Below are 17533 nucleotides of genomic sequence, written 5' to 3' on the forward strand. Positions count from 1 at the left end.
CATCTCTATACTTCGCCGCCATTGAGCCCTGATGGCGGAATTGGTAGACGCGGCGGATTCAAAATCCGTTTTCGAAAGGAGTGGGAGTTCGAGTCTCCCTCGGGGCACCAAAATTAAGAAAGGTCTTGCTTAGCAAGGCCTTTTTTTTCGTCTGCAATAAAGTGGACGCGCAATGCTGAACGCTCGCCACTGCGCGGGTCGCACGTGACATTGCGCGGACTCAGGTGTCGGAGTGGTTTGCAGGCTCAGCCTGAGCATTTCCCCCAAACATCCGCGCCGCTATCGCCCGCCCCCGCTCCAGCCCCTCCTCCGTCAACCAGACCGACTTGTTCCTGTTCACCGGGTTACTGATGAAACCCTGTTCATGCAATCGGTTCATGATCTCGAAGTCGAACCCTTTCCAGGCATTTCCTTTATCGGAACTGAGTGCTGCCAACAGGGCAAGCACGGCGTCTTCCATCAGTTTGTCGTCGTATTCCATGGTCGTCACTCCATTCGTATCCAACAGTTAACGTCGAGTGTGTGAAGGTTCACCATAATACTCGCCGGCCTTCGATGGAAATACCGCTCAATCCCGTGAAGGTTATTGATCGGCTTCAGTGTGCCCGGCCTCGCCTTTGGGCTGCACTTGTTGATCCCGCTCCGTATAATCACGCCCCTCTGAAAGTAGTCCACCGCATCGGTGGTTGCATCTGCGCATCAACACCCACATTGACGGACGTCGCTAAAGGCACACCATGGAAACGTCACTGGAAACAGTCGCCCTTTTCTCCCTCAAACTTGCTTACGAGGAAGAAGGCCTGAGCCCGATCCTGCGGGACGACATGGTCATGGGTGACTATCAGAAAGACATTTTCGAACTATTGGTGCGGCGCGGGGATGTCGAGACCATTCAGTTCAAGATGAATGAATGCCTGGGCCTGGCGATGGATGCTTTGGGCGGTATCGAGAAGCCGCTGGGGCGGGAGTTGCACAAGTTGTCCGCTGAGTTCAGCGAGGCGCGTTCGCTGGAGCAGCTGGATCAGCCGCTCCTCGCGCTCAAAGGTTATTTGAAAGACATCCTGTGATCGGCTGCGCCGTTACAGCAGAATCTTCAAGAAAACATCCCGATATTTCTTAGTTTCAACGACGGACTTTCAGCACGCGAATATCGGTCGGAAACCCATCGACGCCAACAAGCTTTTTCCAGCCCAGATACTGAAACTCGCCCTTCTCATCAATGTAATCGCCCTTCTCCACCGATCGGCCGCCAACCACCGCTACGCGTTTCACCTCACCACAACCGCCGTCAGAAGGCCGAACCGTATAGATCACATACGGCTTCACGTATTGCGTGGCGCGGAAGTATTGGCCGCAGATTTCGTCGACGGTGATCAGCATGGTTTTCAAGCGTGCTTCGCCGTCGGTGTCTTCGTGCAGTTTCAGGAAGGAGATGTCGCCGACGTCGCTGTAGCCGAGGGCGCGGGCGCGTTGGTAGGCGGGGGAATTCTGGTGGGCGATGCGGCCTTCCTCGGCAGCGCCTTGCATTTTCGCGGCGAACTCGGCTTTGCCTTGGGCGATCATCGCCTCGGCCTGGCCCGCTATGCTTTCGCATTGCGCGAACTCCTGTGAGCCGAGGTGATTGGGCATCAGGTTCGAGCGGTGTTCATTCATGATTTGCAGGTTGCTTTCCAGGGCGAACATCACGTCATAGGCCGTGGTCCGACCGCTTTGCACGTCGGCCATCTTTTCCTGAACGCGCTGGCAATTGCCGGCGTAGTACTTCCAGCTGTTTTCCGGGTGTTCTTGCACGGCGGCGAATGCCGGGGTCATTGCCACGGCGAGGGTGATTGCGCAGAGCAGGCGCAAAGAGTGGGGACTTGCTGGCATAGGTAATCCATTACGGAGATAGAGCGGTGGCGCGACGCTACTATTTTGCTATCTTGCCGTCCACTGCCAGTAACGAGGTCGCCAGCACCTCAATGGAGTCAATTTTCAGAGGGAGAAACACCTTGATGGCCGTGTTGTACTTTTTCGTCTGGGCTGCCGTTTGGGCTTGGGTCGTGCAGACTCGTGGTGCCTGGAATCTGATCCTTGCCAACCTGGCGGGTGCCGCCAGCGGCTTTATCGTAGCGATGATTTTTTCGGTGGTCTGTTCAGGCCTTTTCCCGGCGCACGTGCCTCCTGCACCTGAGAACCTGGCCAGTAGCGTGTTGCAGATGATCACCACATTCGGTGTTCTGGTGGGCGTCTGGATGTGGCTGGTCAGGCGCCCTCGGCCAGAGCATCCGCTGGCTCGCCAACTTTTCGCGGGCATCTGTGGTTTGGCTGCGGGTGTGACGACGCTGGTATTTTTTGCGCTCAACTTTCACTGAACGCCACTATCGTCACTGGCATTACACGTGTGTTTTGTTATCTTGCCGCCCATCGTCAGCGTTCACTGTGGGCGTGCGTTGATTTCAGGGTTTTGAAGGTTTAAGGAAAGGATCAAATGGAGTTTCTGCGTTTTCTGGCGATTGTCGCGGTTTGGGGATTCATGTGGCGCTGGGTGGTGCAGAACCGTGGCAGCTGGAATATTTTCTACGGCAACATCGTTGGCGCAGCGGGCGGTTTCATTGTGGCGATGGTAGTGCTGTCGATCACGTTGTCGTTGTTTCCTTCGTCGCATGATTACGAACCGGTACAGGCTGAAAACGCCCAAGTCACCGAGCCGAGCTCTTTATTGCCTGAAGCCGAGGCAGTAACACCCGCCGCTGAACTGAAGGATGCGCCGGCTTTTGCTGCCATCGAGCCGGACGATAAGCCCTCTCCCGCCGACTCCGCGCTGTTGCCGAACTACGCCGGCCGGGCGCCGAAATCAATCGGGTTACAGACCGTGCTGGATCAAAGCGACTATGACGGTCGCATGGCGCTGGCAGCGCTGAACAAGAAATTGCGCGGCGACGCACAGGCCGACAAGTCGATGATCGCCTATGTCATGTGCAGCCCGTTTGTGACCAGCACGTTGCGCTTTCCCGTGTCGGCGCGTTTTGCTGACAGCAAAGCGCTGGTCAGCCACCGCTTCAAGGATCAGGTCTACACCTTCAACAACACCGTCACCGCGCGCAACATGAACGGCGACGATGTCACCTACCGTTTCGATTGCTCGGTACAAGAGCAGCCGCGAGTTGACGCGGCACCTGCGCAATGGCGCCTGTTGAGTCTGAAACTGCAAAAAGCCGACTCTTAAGGCTGATTTAAGGGTTCAAGGCGCCGGCTGCGCTATCATCGCCGGCCTGTGCGCCTTGAGCTTTGCCCTTCGATGTCCCGACACTTCGTTGATCCCTCTTTGTTGCCTGCCGTGTTGGCCGGCCCACTGCTGCGCCGGCTGGAGCCGACACGCGTGGTGATGTGGCTTGTCGGCACGCGGCCACTGGCGCTGACTCTGCGCCTGCAAGGTGTAGGAGACATTCCTCTCGACGCGGAGAAATGCACGGTCATTCCCGTAGGTCGTCAGGCGTTTGTTCATCTCGTCGATGTTTCCCTCGATAACGCCCTGCCCTGCGATACGCGGATCGACTATGACCTGTTGATCGACAACGCTGAGGGCATCGCCGACTGGGCGGCCCATCTGCTGTACGGCGACGCAGTCAGCCCAAACTTCGTCCTGCGCTCGCGGATCGATCAACTGCTGCACGGCTCTTGCCGCAAACCGCATCATCCGGCGGCGGATGGTTTGCTTTGCGTCGACCAATTGCTGGCAACGGAAACCGATCCGCAACAACGCCCCGCCCTGTTGATGATGAGCGGTGATCAGGTCTACGCCGACGATGTGGCTGGCCCGATGCTGCGGGCGATTCATGCCTTGATCGAGCGTCTCGGACTGTTCGACGAACACCTCGAAGGCGCGGTGGTCAGCGACAGCGCCAAGCTCTACGAACACCCGGCCAGTTACTACCACCGTGCGGATTTGTTACCGGCACTGGAGAGCAACGAGACCTTGCGTGAGCGATTTTTCGGTGGTGCGCGTAAGCCGATTTTCACCAGCAGCAGCGCTGACAATCACTTGGTGACGTTCGCCGAAGTCATGGCGATGTATCTGTTGGTGTGGTCGCCAACGGCCTGGTCGCTGATCGATCCGCAAGCACCCGAGTTGACGCCCGAACGCCTCAAGCGCTACGCCCTCGAACAGACTCGCATCGATGCCTTCAAGGCTGGATTGAGCAAGGTCGCCCGCGCGCTGGCGCATCTGCCGAGCCTGATGATTTTCGACGATCACGACATCACCGATGACTGGAACCTGTCTGCGCAATGGGAGGAAACGGCCTACGGCCATCCGTTCTCCAAACGCATCATCGGCAACGCGTTGATCGCCTATATGTTGTGTCAGGGCTGGGGCAACAATCCCGATGCGTTCAAGGATGTGCTGGCAAAAACCCTGGGGCTGAGCGCCAGTGGCAATGACCAGTATCTCGACAGCCCGGTGCAGGACGACCTGATTGATGACTTGCTGCGCTTTCAACATTGGCATTTTGTGCTGCCAACCAGCCCGGCGCTGGTGGTCATCGACACGCGCACCCGGCGCTGGCGCAGTGAGATGGCGCTCAAGCAACCCTCGGGCTTGCTCGATTGGGAGGCGCTGAGCGAACTGCAACAGGAGCTGCTCGATCACCCGTCAGCGATCATCGTTTCTCCCGCGCCAATCTTCGGCGTGAAGTTGATTGAAACCGTGCAGAAGGTCTTCAGTTGGTGCGGTTACCCGCTGCTGGTCGACGCGGAAAACTGGATGGCCCATCGCGGTGCTGCGCAGGTGATCCTGAATATTTTCCGACACTCGCGCACACCGGGTAACTACGTGGTTCTGTCGGGCGACGTGCATTATTCCTTCGTCTACGAAGTACTTATCCGACACCGCAAGGCCGGTCCGCGAATCTGGCAGATCACCAGCAGCGGCATCAAAAACGAGTTTCCGAAAACCCTGCTGGAATGGTTCGACCGCCTCAACCGCTGGCTCTACTCGCCACGCTCACCGCTGAACTGGTTCACCAAACGCCGCCGCATGCGCATCGTGCCGTATACGCCAGAACATGCTGAGGCAGGCGAACGCTTGTGGAACTCGGCAGGGATCGGTCAGGTGTTTTTCAATGAGCAGGGGCAGCCGCGGGAGATCATTCAGCACAATTCGAATGGCAAGGCGAAGACGCGGATGCTGGCGCCGGATCTGGCGGATTATCCGGACTAGACATAGTTTTTTCCTACACCGGGAATGCCGGATACTGACAACGCGGCGGTTTCTCACTGCCCGAGACAGTGGACAAGGATTACAACCTTCTCAGAAACGTCTCCAGCGTTCTCAAGTGATACTGAAGGTGCTCGCAGTAAGCCTTTCTGCGAAACAGCCACTAGTAGGTGTCGCCTTGTCATCCTGTACTCACCTCCATACGTTCTTGGCATCCAGCGAGGATCGAGACCTAACCTCGCAATCCCGACAAGAATCTGAGCCTGTCGTGATGATGCCTCTTAGCGAAAACAGCACACTCGAAGAAACAGCCTACTTGATGAGCTCATCCGCAAACGCCGACCGGTTGATCAAATCGATCGGCGAAATGCGCGCAGGAAAAGCCAAAGTCAGACATTTGATCGAAGAGTGAAAATCGTCACGACTGAACGACACATCCCACGCCTCTGACAATCATCTCCACCTCCCGCTCATCAATCGTCAACGGTGGCAGCAGCCGTATCGTCTTGCCCCGCGTGACGTTGATCAACAGCCCATGATCCCGCGCCGCGATCAGGGTCAGATCACGCACCGGTTGTTTCAGCTCGATACCGATCATCAAGCCCTGGCCACGAATCGCCAGCACATTGGGATTGTCCGCCAGCTCTGCACGCAGACGAGTTAGTAGCCGTTCCCCCTGAATCCGGGCGTTTTCCAACAGGCCCTGTTCTTCGATGATGTCCAGCACCGTGCAACCGACCCGGCACGCGAGTGGATTGCCGCCGAAGGTGCTGCCATGACTGCCGGGTGTGAACAGATCCGCTGCCCTGCCCCGCGCGAGACAAGCGCCGATCGGCACGCCGTTGCCCAGTCCTTTGGCCAACGTCATGACGTCCGGGACGATGCCTTCATGTTGGAACGCAAACCAGCGGCCGGTGCGGCCGATGCCGGTCTGGATTTCATCAAGCATCAATAACCACGCATGGCGATTGCACAGTTCGCGCAGCGCTTTCAGGTAACCGGGCGGCGCCAGTTGTACACCGCTTTCACCTTGAATCGGCTCGACCAGAATCGCCACGATGCGCTCGCCGTGCTTTTGCTGCAGTTGCTCCAGCGCTGCGAGATCACCGAACGGCACTTTGAGGAAATCCCCCGGCAATTCGTTGAAACCCAGGCGCACCGCCGGGCCATCACTGGCCGACAAAGTGCCAAGTGTGCGGCCGTGGAACGCGTTGGCCATGACCACTACCAGCGGCTGTTCGATGCCCTTGCTCCAACCGAACAAACGCGCCAGTTTCAGCGCTGTTTCGTTGGCCTCGGCGCCAGAGTTATTGAAGAACGCACGCTCCATCCCCGAAAGCTCAGTCAGCCGGTTCGCCAGTTGTTGCTGCCAGTCGATGCTGTACAGATTCGACGTGTGCAGCAGCAATCCCGCCTGCTCGCTGATCGCCGAAACGATTCGCGGGTGCGAGTGCCCGACATTGGTCACCGCGACACCGGCCACCGCATCCAGATATTCGCGACCGGCCTGATCCCACAGGCGAGTGCCGAGGCCTTTGGTGAAACTCAGGGCCAGCGGTTGGTAGGTGTTCATCAGGGCGGCGGTCATGACTTCAAACTCCAGTGAAGGTCGGTGTGCTGGCAGTATGGTTAGCCACCGAAACTGGATAAACTCGGTAAAACTTCATTCATTTAAAAGCAGGGCTTGATAATGGACCTGTTCCAGTCGATGAGCGTGTACGTCAAAGTTGTCGAAGCCGGAAGCATGACGGCGGCCGCGTTGCAGTGCGACATGTCGACGACCATGGTTGGCAATCACCTGCGCGCGCTGGAGCAGCGGCTCGGTGTGCAACTGTTGCAGCGCACGACTCGACGGCAGCGTCTTACCGAATTCGGCAGCGTTTACTACCAGCGGTGCCTGGATGTCTTGGGACTGGTGGCTGACTCCGAACGCCTGGCGGAACAAGCACTCGATGAGCCTCGTGGCCTGCTACGCATTACCGCACCACTGACCTTTGGCGTAGAACGCCTGGCACCTGCGCTCAGCGATTTTTCCCTGCAATATCCACAGGTCAAAATGGACGTCGTGCTGACCAACAGTCGCCCAGACTTGCTGGAAAGCGGCCTCGACGTAGCGTTTCGGCTGGGGCATTTTGAGGAGTCAAACCTGATCGCCCGGCCGCTGATCGATTACACACTGACCGTGTGTGCCTCCCCGCAATACGTGGCCCGTCGCGGCATGCCGCAAACCCCTGAAGACCTGCAGCAACACGACTGCCTGTCGTTCGCCTACCCTGCCGGCGACGATTGGCAGTCGGTGGAGAAACGCTGGCGCCTCAGTGGACCGAACGGGGAAATTCTCGTCGACGTCAGCGGACCGATGCTGATGAACACGTCCGCCGGGTTGCACCAGGCCGCACGCACCGGCATGGGCATCGTGATGCTGCCCGATGCGCTGGTGGAACAGGATTTGCGCGACGGCAAACTGGTGACCGTCGTTCCCGACTATCAACCGCCCAGCCGTCCCCTGCATTTGCTTTATGCGCCGGATCGCTATCGGTTGCCAAAGCTGCGCCGCTTCGTCGAATTTGCGATGCAGACGTGGGGCAGATAATGATGCCGAGCGACAACCGACAAGGAATCAAACCGTAGATGAATAGCAATCTGACCGTACGCGACCTGCTGCCTGACGAAGTGGAGCCGGTACGACTGTTCCTCGGCCAAAACGGCTGGGCTCACCGAACCGGTTCCAGCGAGCATTTCGCGCAACTCATCAAGAACTCTCAACGCACGGTGATTGCCCTGCACGGCACCCAAGTCGTCGGCTTCGCCCGTGGCATCAGCGATGGTTTGTGCAACGGCTATCTTTCGATGGTCGTGGTCGATGGCCAGCATCGGCGCGCAGGCATTGGCCGCAGACTGGTTAAACATGTCATGGGCGATAACCCCGACATCACCTGGATGCTACGTGCCGGGCGAGAAGGCGCCGAGGCATTTTTTGCCAGTCTGGGTTTCGAGACGTCAGTGATTGCCATGGAGCGACCGAGGCTCAAATAACGAGCCTTGATCAAGACCCGTCCTTCACCAACATCGGTTTCTCCTGATAACGCTGCGCGAACATCTGCTTCAGATTCGCCACTTTCGGCATGTCGTTGATCACGATGTACGGATAGCTCGGGTGCTCGGTCAGGAAATCCTGGTGATAGTCCTCTGCCGGATAGAAACCGTTGAAGCTTTCAAGTTTGGTGACAATGGGTTTGCTGTAGGCGTGAGCCGCATCCAGTTGGGCGATGTAGGCCTGCGCGACCTTCAACTGATCGGCGTTGACCGGGAACAGTGCCGAACGATATTGCGTGCCGCTGTCAGGGCCTTGGCGATTGAGCTCAGTTGGGTTGTGCGCCACCGAAAAGTAGATCTGCAACAGACTGCCGTAGCTGACCTGAGTCGGATCGAAGGTGACCTGCACGGACTCGGCGTGGCCGGTATCGCCTTCGCTGACACGCTCATATTCCGCCGTATTGGCAGCGCCGCCGGCATATCCGGAGACGGCTTTCTGCACGCCTTTGACGTGCTGGAAAACACCCTGCACACCCCAGAAGCAGCCACCGGCGAACACCGCAGTTTCGCTGTGCGCCTGGGTCACTTCATCAAGAGTTGGTGGCGGAATCAGCACAGCATCCTCGCCCCCAAAGGAGAACGCCGAAACCTGGCCGATCACTCCGGCCACTGCAACCCCCAACAACACGCGACGCCATGTGATTTTCATTTCAATGACTCCTGATCAACCGAAGGTAAAGGCGTATGCCGATACGCCCGGGTCGAGAAATTCGATGGTGAAGGTTCGGTCCTGCACGCCGTCGTTTTGCCGCACCAACTGATACAGGCGTTGTTCGGTCACATGGCCCGTGCCGTCAGGAGCGACGTCGACGCCATGGGCATCGCCCGGAACCTGGCCATCGATCATCACCTTGAAGCGCACGGGTTTGCCGTCCGCTGCCGGACCGAGCACCAGATGCAAGTCGCGGGCATGGAAGCGATAAACGATGCGACTGGCCGGCGCACTGGCCGTGGCACGCTCGGCGCCCACCGACCATTGACCACCGAGGCTCCAGTCATTGAGTGCCAGTTTGTCCGGTGGGTTGTAGGCCGCGACCTTGTCAGGCACGAGGCTGATTTCCGGTACGAAATGTTCCGCACGCTGGTAGCCGACATAGGTTTCTGGCGACTGCACTTCGTTCATGTCCGGCGCCAGTTGCACGCCCTTGGCGTCAGCATTGATCAAGCCGTCCGCCACGGTTTTCGCACCCGCCTCACGCAGCAACTGTTGTATGACGCGTTCCGACTCGGCGTAGTCCCCTTCGCCAAAATGGTGGTAACGAATACGTCCCTGAGCGTCGGCAAAGTAATGCGCTGGCCAATATTCATTGTTGAAAGCACGCCAGATCTTGTAGTCGTTATCGATGGCGACCGGGTAGTTGATACCCAGTTCCTTCATGGCTTTGATGACATTGCTCACATCACGTTCGAAGGCGAACTCCGGTGCGTGCACACCGATCACCACCAGGCCCTGATCGCGATACTTTTCAGCCCAGGCTTTGACATACGGCAAAGTGCGCAAGCAGTTGATGCAGGAGTAAGTCCAGAAATCCACCAGCACCACTTTGCCCTTCAATGCCTGGGCGTCCAGAGGCGGCGAATTGAGCCATTGCACCGCCCCCTCAAGCGGCGGCAACTGACCTTCAACCGGTAAAGTGCCCGGAGCCTTCGCGGCCATTTTCATTGCACCGCCGGCGGCCATCATGCTGCCGTTCGCAGCGCCTTCCTCAGTAGGAATCTGCGCCATCATCGTGCCGTTGGCGTTAGCAGATTTACCCGATAGCTTGCCGACCAGTGCCTGCTCCAGGCCTCCGGTGGAAGCCGTCGACAACCGTGCGAGAACCCCGGTATCGAGCCCCAGCGAAATGGCTGCGACGCCGGCCAACATCATTACGCCCAGACCCCGACGGATCCACTCACCGGTGCCAATCGAGCGTTTCATCAGCGCAAATACCTTACCGCCCAGCAACAGCGCTGCGGCCAGCGAGGTGGCCGCACCCGCCGCGTAGGCGAGCAACAACAGCGTGGTGGCGATACTTGCCCCTTGCAGCGCGGCACCGGTCAGAATCAGCCCCAAAATCGGTCCGGCGCACGGTGCCCACAACAGTCCCGTGGCGACGCCGATCAGAAACGAAGCGCCGGGACGCGGACGATTGTCCTGCCCGGCGGCTTCCGACAGCCGACTGCCGGCCGACACCAGCGGCCGGGTCAGGCGCTCGGCCACACGCGGCAGCAGCAAGGTCAACCCGAACAGAGCAACGAACAGCAACGCGAGCCAGCGCCCGTACTGATTGACTTGCACCACCCAACCGCCGCCCACCGCTGCCAACGAGGCGACGAGCGCAAAGGTCACCGCCATCCCCGCCAGCAGCGGCAAGCCACTTTTGATAAACGGCTGACCGGTGCGAGCGAAGACAAAAGGCAGCACCGGCAGGATGCACGGGCTGACGATCGTCAGCACACCACCGAGATAAGCGAGAACCAAGAGCCACATAAATTCGTCCTGTCTGAAGTGAAGATCGCGAGCGGGTCATGACTCAAGCCGCCGCGGCTTTGAAGGTCATCGCCAGGCCGTTCATGCAGTAGCGCAGACCGGTGGGCTTGGGACCGTCATCGAAGACATGGCCCAGATGGCCGCCGCAACGGCGACAGTGAACTTCGTCGCGGGACATGCCGAACGAACGGTCCTGACGCGTCGCCACCGCGTGTTCCAGCGGCGCCCAGAAACTCGGCCAACCGGTACGACTGTCGAATTTGGTGGCGGATGAAAACAGCGCCAGATCACAGCCGGCACAGGCAAACGTGCCAGTGCGATGTTCGTTGTTGAGCGCGCTGGTATAGGCCCGTTCGGTGCCTTCCTCACGCAGGATCTGGTACTGCTCGTCGCTCAGGATCGAGTGCCATTCACTGTCGCTGTGTGTCACCTCGAACGCCTCGTCCGCGTGTGCCTCGCCGATCACTGCCGTGGCAGTCGACAATTTTGGCAATACACCCGCCACCAGGGCTGCAACCCCCAGCCCGCCGCCCGCTAACAGAATCTGTCGCCGTGAAAACATGGCCGTCTCCAAAAATTCCAGATGCCCTTCATGGAACACAGCCTAGGCTTGGATTGATCGCCAAATCCTCACGGGGAGTTAACGAATTCGTGATAACTCGCCCGGAGGAAAACCCGCACAATGCGCTTATCGCGCCGAAGGATTGAGCTCCATGGAACAGACCAAACGCATCCTTGTGGTCGAGGATGACCAACACATCGCCGACCTGATCTGCCTGCATCTGCGGGATGAACAATTCGAGGTGACACACAGCGCCGACGGCGACGAAGGCATGCGCCTGCTGCAGCAAGGTCACTGGGATGCACTGATCCTCGACCTGATGTTGCCGGGGGTCGACGGTCTGGAAATCTGCCGCCGCGCCCGCGCGATGGCCCGCTACACACCGATCATCATTACCAGCGCCCGTTCCAGTGAATTGCACCGCATTCTTGGCCTGGAGCTGGGCGCCGACGATTACCTCGCCAAACCGTTCTCCATGCTCGAGCTGGTGGCGCGGGTCAAAGCCTTGCTGCGCCGGGTCGATGCGATGGCGCGCAATCTGAAAATGGACGCCGGCAGTCTCAGTCTCGACGGGTTGAGCATCGATCCGATCACCCGCGAAGTCAGCCTCGACGCTCAGCGTCTGGACCTCACGCCTCGTGAGTTCGACCTGTTGTATTTCTTCGCCCGCCAACCGGGCAAGGTGTTCTCGCGCATGGATCTGCTCAACGCGGTCTGGGGTTACAGCCACGAAGGTTACGAACACACGGTCAACACCCACATCAATCGCCTGCGGGCGAAGATCGAAAAAGACCCGGCCCAGCCCTCTCGCATCCTCACCGTGTGGGGTCGCGGCTATAAATTCGGTACCGAGCAGCCATGAAACTGACCCTGACGCAGCGCCTGTCCGTGGTATTCGCCGTGCTGCTGTTGGTGTGCTGCGGCACATCGGCATGGCTGCAAGTACGTTCCAGCCAGATGCATGAACTGGAAGTGGTGCAGGGGCTGTCTCGGGATCTGGCGCAACACATCGCCCACGACACGGTGCTGATGGACAGCAACGGTCTGATGCCCGGTGCCGTGCGCGAACTGTTCAGCCAGTTGATGTTGGTCAACCCGAGTGTCGAGGTGTATCTGCTCGACACCGAGGGGCGCATTGTCGGTAACGCCGCACCCGAAGGAAGGATGCGGCGCCAACAGGTCGATCTGGCGCCGATCCGCCAACTGCTCGACGACCAGCCATTACCGATCCTCGGTGATGACCCGCGCAGTGTCGATGGACGCAAGGTGTTCAGTGCTGCGCCGCTGCAGGTCAACGGTAAAGCTGCCGGTTATCTGTATGTGGTGCTGCTGAGCGAAGCCCATGATCGTTATGCCGAGCGAGGCGCCACCAGCGCCGCGCTCAACACCGCATTGTTATCCATTGGACTGGTCGCGTTGCTGTGCCTGATCGCCGGTCTGACGGCATTCAACCTGATCACTCGGCCATTGCGGCGACTCACCGAAACCGTCAGCCGCTTCGACATCGATGGCGCGCCGCAACCTCTGCCGATAACGACAGCGGTGGATAAAACCGCTGACCCGGATGAAATCGCCGTGCTTGATGCTGCCTTCCGCCAGATGCAGAACCGCCTCGGCGAACAATGGCGCTCGCTTACGCGACAGGATCAGGAGCGCCGCGAATTGGTGGCGAATATTTCCCACGATTTGCGCACGCCGCTGGCTTCGTTGCACGGGTATCTGGAAACCCTGCAGCTGAAGGACGCCACGCTGTCGGCCGAGGAACGCCGACGCTATCTGGGCATTGCTCTGGATCAAAGCCGCAAGGTCGGCGGCCTGGCGCAATCGCTGCTGGAACTGGTGCGTCTTGAACATGGTTTTGTGCAGCCGATACTGGAGCGCTTTTCCCTGATCGATCTGGTGCAGGACATCTTCCAGAAATTCGAACTGACGGCGGAAGCGCGGCAAGTCGAACTCAAGGCTCATTTCGTCCCCAATCTGCCGACGGTCTGCGCCGACCTCGGGTTAATCGAGCGGGTGCTGACCAATCTGGTGGACAACGCATTGCGACATACCCCTCAGGGCGGCGAAATCGAATTCGATCTGAAACATCACGGGGCTTTGGTCGATGTGACGGTCAATGACACTGGCCCCGGCATCGCTCCCGAGTTGCGCGAAGGGTTGTTCCTGCGCCCGTTCAATATCGGTGGCGCAAGGCGTGACGGGGGACTGGGCCTGCGTATCGTGCACCGTATCCTGCAATTGCACGGGCGTGATATCCAGTTACTGGACATGAGCGGGCGCGGCGCGACGTTCCGCTTCTCGCTATCAACAGATCAGCAAAGCGCCGAACAGTGGATGATGCGTTCAATGAATTTGCACAGCCCCGGCAAATAGTTGAGACCGCCGGCCCGTTGCTCCGTGACAACGCCGCGCCGCTCCCCTAAATTAGTCGGCCTGAAAAAGCCCTCGGGTTTTCTCATCTCCACTCAAGTTAAAAAGTAGTGAAATTTCAATGTCCGATTTCAACACCGCTGAATCCGTAGTCACCGAATCGTCCAAAGCGGAATACGAAAACTCCATCAATCTTTCACAACACCTGCCACAAGCCAAAATCATCAGCGAGATGGTCCTGGATGCTTTCCAGTCGACCCGCGAAAGCGACCAGATCCGCGAGCTGCGCGCGGCGATCCGTCAGGCTCACGACAGCTTCGATGACGACAAGGCCTACGAGCTGATGGGCGAACTCAAGGCGCTGAAAGATGCCGAAGCTGCCGACCTCGCCGCTCTCGAAGACCTCAGCAGCAAGTTCTCGATCGGCCGCATTCTGTCCAGCTTCAAGGACGATCCGGCGTTCCAGGAAATCGTATACGGCCTGGCCCTCAAAGTGCTGAACCAGACCCATCAGGCGATCAGCAATCCGAGCGGCGGCAAGAGCAAGGCTGCGAAGAAGAAAGAAGTCGAAATCTTCACCATCAGCAAGGACGGCATCAGCGTGACCCTGCCAATGCGCACGCCACGTTCGCGTCTGAACGTTGACCGTGCAGCGCTGGAGTTCCTCGGTTTCACCTTCGTTGGTGAAGGCGAAGAAGCTGAGCTGGAAAGCGAAGTATTCGTCGATAACGCTGGTACCGAGCAGGCGGTGAACCGCAAGAACATCATCACCGCGCTGCAACAGCAGACTGCGTTTGATGGTTACAGCATCGCCGCGCAGTAATAGCGCAGCCGCTGTACAAAAAAGCCCCGCGCTGAGATTCAGGCGGGGCTTTTTGTTGCTCGGCTTGGGATTAGCGGTGTTGCTTGAATTGTAGCCCCTCACCCCAGCCCTCTCCCCCAGGAGAGGGAGCCGATCTGCGTGCCGTTCAAGATTCGTGTTCGACGCGATACTCCGTTTCGACGCATCCCCGCCCAACCACCCCGGTCAGTCCCCTCTCCCTCCGGGAGAGGGTTAGGGCAGCCACCGCCGATCTCAAGCCGAAGGATGCAACGCCACAATCATGTCCACTTCAATCGCCGCATTCTTCGGCAACTGATACACACCGACCGTGGTGCGCGTGTGCCGACCGGCATCGCCAAGCACATGACTGAACACGTCCGACGCACCGTTGGCCACTTCACTCAGGTCAACGAAGTCCGGCGTCGACTTCACGTACACGGTGACCCGCAACAACGCCTTGATCTTGTCCAGCGAACCGACGGCATCGACGATCAGCGCCAGACAACGCATTGCACTGATACTCGCGGCGGCTTGCGCATCCTTGAGGTTCAGTTCCAGCCCAACCCGACCGGGGTACTGAATCTTGCCGTGGGTGCGCGGCACCATACCGCTGATGTACAACTCATCGTGATGACGGATCAGCGGCGCGTAATTGCCGCCGGCGGTGTTCTCACCATAAATGTCGTAGTTCAGCTCTTGGGCCAGGGCAATAAAACGCTCGTCGCAGGTCATCCTCTCAGTCATTTCGCCCAGCCTTATGATCAGTGCATGAAGAACCGTAGGTTAAGACCGATGATTGCCGGAGATTCGATTTGTGGCAGGCCATCGACATAGTTGGATCCAAATCTAGGTGTTTCACGAAGTGATAGCAACCGGCCGCTAAGGCATCCTTCGCCACATTTTCACGGTGAGCCGCCATCTCTGCGACGCCCTGCATTAACTCCGCAAACAGATCGCGCTTTTTCATCCAAACCTGCCCCATTAGAAAATAGCCCCTGGGATCCTAACTAATGAAAAGTTTTCTGAAGGTAGGAAATCTCTCTATAAGCAGACAGTCGTTTCCCAAAGACACGCTCAACCTTAAATAGCACCCAACAAAAAACCCCGCACATCTCTCAATGTGCGGGGTTTTTCTTCAAGCCTTTGAGCCTTACGGCGCGTACGTCAGCAGCAGCTCTGCGGGCACCTTGAAGTCCAGGGACATCATGACGCTCAACGCAGTGATGGTGAAGATCGAGAACACGAACAGCTTGCGTGCCCAGACCGTGTCATCCACCGCTTTGTAGCCGGTCCAGGCCATGTACAACCAGTACATGCCCATGGCCGCGGCGACGGCGAGGTAGCTCATGCCGGCGTAACCGCTGAAGGTCAGCATCAAGGTCGCTACGAGGAACGCCAGGATGTAGAGCAGGATGTGCTTCTTGGCCACTTGAATCCCGCGCTTCACTGGCAACACCGGAATCGATGCGGCCAGGTAATCGTTGAAGCGGAAGATCGCGATGGCGTAGGAATGCGGCATCTGCCACAGGCTGAACATCACCAGCAACGTCAGCGCGGCCATGTCGAAGCTGTTGGTTACGGCAACGTAACCGATCACTGGCGGCATGGCGCCCGACAGACTGCCCACCAGCGTGCCGTGAACCGACTTGCGCTTGAGGTACAGGCTGTAGAAGCCGACGTAGATGATGAAGCCGATTACCGCGAACAGAGCGGCCAACGGGTTGGCCACCTTGTACAACAATGCAACGCCGAGAACACCAAGGATGGTCGCATAGACCAGGGCCAGTTTCAGGGAGATCAAGCCCTGCACCAGCACCCGGTTCTTGGTGCGTTCCATCTTCAGGTCGATGTCGCGGTCGATGCAGTTGTTGAACACGCAACCGGAAGCGACAACCAGGGATGTACCGATCATGGCAGCCAGAAACACCGCCAGATCGACATGCCCTTTCGAGGCCAGGAAGAACCCGCCTGCCACAGAAAGCACGTTACCGAAAATGATCCCCGGTTTGGTGATTTGGATAAAGTGCTTGAGCGACATCGGGTCTACCTCACTTCGCCATCATGTACGTGTGGATGCTGAACATGATCCACAGCGACAGGCCAACCAGCAGCACGATCACGATCGCCGTGAAGACGAATGCAATCACGTTGTTACGCTGAGCAATGGAACGGTCCAGGTGCAGGAAGTAATACAGGTGAACGATCACCTGGATCACTGCGAACAGCAGAACGATTGCCAGCGTGGTGGCTTTCGGCAGGCTCGGGTACATCACCAGACCGAAAGGAATCACGGTCAGGATCACCGACAGGATGAAGCCAATGGCGTACGACTTTACGCTGCCGTGGCCAGCATCATGGCTGTCATGGGAGTGTGCATTAGCCATTACAGAGTCCCCATCAGGTAAACAACGGTGAATACGCAGATCCACACCACGTCCAGGAAGTGCCAGAACAGGCTCAGGCAGCTCAGACGGGTCTTGTTGGTCGCCGTCAGGCCGTGCTTGTTGACCTGGTACATCATGATGCCCATCCAGATCAGACCAGCGGACACGTGCAGACCGTGGGTACCGACCAGGGTGAAGAACGCCGACAGGAAGCCCGAACGGCTAGGACCGAAGCCCTCGGAGATCAGCAGGTGGAACTCGTTGATCTCCATGGCGATAAAGCCTGCGCCCAGCAGGAAGGTCATGAACAACCAACCCAGAACCTGCTGCTTCTTGCCTTTGAACAACGCCAGCATGGCGAAGCCGTAGGTGATCGAACTGAACAACAGCAGAGCGGTTTCGCCCAGCACGTATGGCAGTTCGAAGATGTCGTGGCCCGCTGGGCCACCGGCTACGTTGTTTACCAGTACTGCGTACACCGCGAAGATCGACGCAAACAGAATGCAGTCGGTCATCAGGTAGAGCCAGAAACCGTATACGGTCATCTCGCCCGAGTCGTGGTGATGGTCATCGTGCCCATGGTCACCATGGGCGTGTCCAACATTGGTCACTAAGTTCGACATGG

Annotated in this window: 20 protein-coding genes and 1 tRNA gene; 11 read left to right on the top strand and 10 right to left on the bottom strand. The window is 58.3% G+C overall.

The annotated features are described in order from the left end of the window. The first annotated feature begins 25 nt into the window (after window positions 1–25). A tRNA-Leu gene (locus L8H52_RS08615) sits at window positions 26–110 on the top strand. Window positions 111–220: 110 nt separating this feature from the next. Here the strand turns inward: L8H52_RS08615 and L8H52_RS08620 are convergent. Further along, window positions 221–481 (bottom strand): DUF6429 family protein, encoded by a 261-nt coding sequence (locus L8H52_RS08620; RefSeq protein WP_242206765.1) that lies wholly within the window; start codon window positions 479–481, stop codon window positions 221–223. Between the two features lie 256 nt (window positions 482–737). Between L8H52_RS08620 and L8H52_RS08625 the strand changes: the two genes are divergently transcribed. Further along, window positions 738–1067 carry a hypothetical protein gene (locus L8H52_RS08625; protein WP_064392109.1) on the top strand — a complete coding sequence of 110 codons (330 nt, stop codon included), beginning with the start codon at window positions 738–740 and terminating at the stop codon, window positions 1065–1067. A 55-nt stretch (window positions 1068–1122) separates the two neighbouring features. Here the strand turns inward: L8H52_RS08625 and L8H52_RS08630 are convergent, their stop codons facing one another. Beyond that, window positions 1123–1869: a hypothetical protein gene (locus L8H52_RS08630; RefSeq protein WP_242206766.1), complete on the bottom strand. Its 747-nt coding sequence runs from the start codon at window positions 1867–1869 to the stop codon at window positions 1123–1125. Window positions 1870–1895: 26 nt separating this feature from the next. Between L8H52_RS08630 and L8H52_RS08635 the strand changes: the two genes are divergently transcribed. The 4 genes from L8H52_RS08635 (at window position 1896) to L8H52_RS08650 (ending at window position 5609) form a co-directional block, all read left to right on the top strand. Beyond that, complete coding sequence (locus L8H52_RS08635) at window positions 1896–2354, top strand: hypothetical protein (protein WP_242206767.1); 459 nt, start codon at window positions 1896–1898, stop codon at window positions 2352–2354. A gap of 116 nt (window positions 2355–2470) precedes the next feature. After that, complete coding sequence (locus L8H52_RS08640) at window positions 2471–3208, top strand: hypothetical protein (RefSeq protein WP_242206768.1); 738 nt, start codon at window positions 2471–2473, stop codon at window positions 3206–3208. A gap of 72 nt (window positions 3209–3280) precedes the next feature. Beyond that, entirely contained in the window at window positions 3281–5200 is a 1920-nt protein-coding gene (locus L8H52_RS08645) for an alkaline phosphatase D family protein (RefSeq protein WP_242206769.1), read from the top strand. Window positions 5201–5405: 205 nt separating this feature from the next. After that, a complete protein-coding gene (locus tag L8H52_RS08650) occupies window positions 5406–5609 on the top strand; it encodes a hypothetical protein (protein ID WP_093430710.1) in 204 nt (67 codons plus the stop codon). Window positions 5610–5615: 6 nt separating this feature from the next. On the opposite strand, the gene L8H52_RS08655 is transcribed toward L8H52_RS08650, so the two are convergent. After that, window positions 5616–6785, bottom strand: a complete 1170-nt coding sequence (locus L8H52_RS08655) for an aspartate aminotransferase family protein (RefSeq protein ID WP_242206770.1) — start codon at window positions 6783–6785, stop codon at window positions 5616–5618. A 102-nt stretch (window positions 6786–6887) separates the two neighbouring features. On the opposite strand from L8H52_RS08655, the gene L8H52_RS08660 reads away from it, so the two are divergent. Both L8H52_RS08660 and L8H52_RS08665 read left to right on the top strand, forming a co-directional pair. After that, window positions 6888–7790, top strand: a complete 903-nt coding sequence (locus tag L8H52_RS08660) for a LysR family transcriptional regulator (RefSeq protein WP_242206771.1) — start codon at window positions 6888–6890, stop codon at window positions 7788–7790. A gap of 38 nt (window positions 7791–7828) precedes the next feature. Beyond that, on the top strand, window positions 7829–8233 hold the full coding sequence (locus tag L8H52_RS08665) for a GNAT family N-acetyltransferase (RefSeq protein WP_242206772.1): 405 nt from the start codon (window positions 7829–7831) through the stop codon (window positions 8231–8233). Window positions 8234–8243: 10 nt separating this feature from the next. On the opposite strand, the gene msrA is transcribed toward L8H52_RS08665, so the two are convergent. The 3 genes from msrA to msrB are packed head-to-tail and all read right to left on the bottom strand — an operon-like array spanning window position 8244 to window position 11328. Continuing rightward, complete coding sequence (gene msrA, locus L8H52_RS08670; protein ID WP_242206773.1) at window positions 8244–8942, bottom strand: peptide-methionine (S)-S-oxide reductase MsrA; 699 nt, start codon at window positions 8940–8942, stop codon at window positions 8244–8246. Between the two features lie 15 nt (window positions 8943–8957). Beyond that, a complete protein-coding gene (locus L8H52_RS08675; RefSeq protein ID WP_242206774.1) occupies window positions 8958–10766 on the bottom strand; it encodes a cytochrome c biogenesis protein DipZ in 1809 nt (602 codons plus the stop codon). Window positions 10767–10809: 43 nt separating this feature from the next. Beyond that, window positions 10810–11328 carry a peptide-methionine (R)-S-oxide reductase MsrB gene (gene msrB, locus L8H52_RS08680; protein ID WP_242206775.1) on the bottom strand — a complete coding sequence of 173 codons (519 nt, stop codon included), beginning with the start codon at window positions 11326–11328 and terminating at the stop codon, window positions 10810–10812. A 151-nt stretch (window positions 11329–11479) separates the two neighbouring features. Between msrB and L8H52_RS08685 the strand changes: the two genes are divergently transcribed. From L8H52_RS08685 to L8H52_RS08695, 3 genes are all read left to right on the top strand, one after another. Then, entirely contained in the window at window positions 11480–12190 is a 711-nt protein-coding gene (locus L8H52_RS08685; RefSeq protein ID WP_242206776.1) for a response regulator transcription factor, read from the top strand. Continuing rightward, complete coding sequence (locus tag L8H52_RS08690; protein WP_242206777.1) at window positions 12187–13704, top strand: HAMP domain-containing sensor histidine kinase; 1518 nt, start codon at window positions 12187–12189, stop codon at window positions 13702–13704. The genes L8H52_RS08685 and L8H52_RS08690 overlap by 4 nt, the downstream gene beginning before the upstream one ends. Before the next feature lie 118 nt (window positions 13705–13822). Then, a complete protein-coding gene (locus L8H52_RS08695) occupies window positions 13823–14524 on the top strand; it encodes a hypothetical protein (protein WP_242206778.1) in 702 nt (233 codons plus the stop codon). Window positions 14525–14776: 252 nt separating this feature from the next. Here L8H52_RS08695 and L8H52_RS08700 read toward each other — a convergent pair whose 3' ends face one another. The 4 genes from L8H52_RS08700 to cyoC all read right to left on the bottom strand — a co-directional run bounded on the left by L8H52_RS08700 (window position 14777) and on the right by cyoC (window position 17531). Further along, window positions 14777–15268 carry a RidA family protein gene (locus L8H52_RS08700; protein WP_016985615.1) on the bottom strand — a complete coding sequence of 164 codons (492 nt, stop codon included), beginning with the start codon at window positions 15266–15268 and terminating at the stop codon, window positions 14777–14779. 406 nt (window positions 15269–15674) lie between these two features. Then, window positions 15675–16562, bottom strand: coding sequence for a heme o synthase (gene cyoE, locus L8H52_RS08705; RefSeq protein WP_007916939.1), 888 nt, complete (start codon window positions 16560–16562; stop codon window positions 15675–15677). Window positions 16563–16572: 10 nt separating this feature from the next. Next, on the bottom strand, window positions 16573–16908 hold the full coding sequence (gene cyoD, locus L8H52_RS08710) for a cytochrome o ubiquinol oxidase subunit IV (RefSeq protein ID WP_007916940.1): 336 nt from the start codon (window positions 16906–16908) through the stop codon (window positions 16573–16575). Continuing rightward, window positions 16908–17531 carry a cytochrome o ubiquinol oxidase subunit III gene (gene cyoC, locus L8H52_RS08715; RefSeq protein ID WP_016985612.1) on the bottom strand — a complete coding sequence of 208 codons (624 nt, stop codon included), beginning with the start codon at window positions 17529–17531 and terminating at the stop codon, window positions 16908–16910. The genes cyoD and cyoC overlap by 1 nt, the downstream gene beginning before the upstream one ends. Window positions 17532–17533: the final 2 nt, after the last annotated feature.

The organism is Pseudomonas sp. CROZ-RG-20F-R04-15, assembly GCF_022662375.1.
GTDB lineage: Bacteria > Pseudomonadota > Gammaproteobacteria > Pseudomonadales > Pseudomonadaceae > Aquipseudomonas.

Bases quoted from the DNA above. Each gene is read 5' to 3' on its own strand.
- L8H52_RS08695 (WP_242206778.1), top strand. From the start codon at position 13,823: ATGTCCGATTTCAACACCGCTGAATCCGTAGTCACCGAATCGTCCAAA.
- L8H52_RS08675 (WP_242206774.1), bottom strand. From the start codon at position 10,766: ATGTGGCTCTTGGTTCTCGCTTATCTCGGTGGTGTGCTGACGATCGTC.
- L8H52_RS08625 (WP_064392109.1), top strand. From the start codon at position 738: ATGGAAACGTCACTGGAAACAGTCGCCCTTTTCTCCCTCAAACTTGCT.
- L8H52_RS08620 (WP_242206765.1), bottom strand. From the start codon at position 481: ATGGAATACGACGACAAACTGATGGAAGACGCCGTGCTTGCCCTGTTG.
- L8H52_RS08700 (WP_016985615.1), bottom strand. From the start codon at position 15,268: ATGACTGAGAGGATGACCTGCGACGAGCGTTTTATTGCCCTGGCCCAA.
- L8H52_RS08660 (WP_242206771.1), top strand. From the start codon at position 6,888: ATGGACCTGTTCCAGTCGATGAGCGTGTACGTCAAAGTTGTCGAAGCC.
- msrA (WP_242206773.1), bottom strand. From the start codon at position 8,942: ATGAAAATCACATGGCGTCGCGTGTTGTTGGGGGTTGCAGTGGCCGGA.
- L8H52_RS08690 (WP_242206777.1), top strand. From the start codon at position 12,187: ATGAAACTGACCCTGACGCAGCGCCTGTCCGTGGTATTCGCCGTGCTG.
- L8H52_RS08655 (WP_242206770.1), bottom strand. From the start codon at position 6,785: ATGACCGCCGCCCTGATGAACACCTACCAACCGCTGGCCCTGAGTTTC.
- L8H52_RS08665 (WP_242206772.1), top strand. From the start codon at position 7,829: ATGAATAGCAATCTGACCGTACGCGACCTGCTGCCTGACGAAGTGGAG.
- L8H52_RS08645 (WP_242206769.1), top strand. From the start codon at position 3,281: ATGTCCCGACACTTCGTTGATCCCTCTTTGTTGCCTGCCGTGTTGGCC.
- L8H52_RS08640 (WP_242206768.1), top strand. From the start codon at position 2,471: ATGGAGTTTCTGCGTTTTCTGGCGATTGTCGCGGTTTGGGGATTCATG.
- msrB (WP_242206775.1), bottom strand. From the start codon at position 11,328: ATGTTTTCACGGCGACAGATTCTGTTAGCGGGCGGCGGGCTGGGGGTT.
- cyoC (WP_016985612.1), bottom strand. From the start codon at position 17,531: ATGTCGAACTTAGTGACCAATGTTGGACACGCCCATGGTGACCATGGG.
- cyoE (WP_007916939.1), bottom strand. From the start codon at position 16,562: ATGTCGCTCAAGCACTTTATCCAAATCACCAAACCGGGGATCATTTTC.
- L8H52_RS08630 (WP_242206766.1), bottom strand. From the start codon at position 1,869: ATGCCAGCAAGTCCCCACTCTTTGCGCCTGCTCTGCGCAATCACCCTC.
- L8H52_RS08685 (WP_242206776.1), top strand. From the start codon at position 11,480: ATGGAACAGACCAAACGCATCCTTGTGGTCGAGGATGACCAACACATC.
- cyoD (WP_007916940.1), bottom strand. From the start codon at position 16,908: ATGGCTAATGCACACTCCCATGACAGCCATGATGCTGGCCACGGCAGC.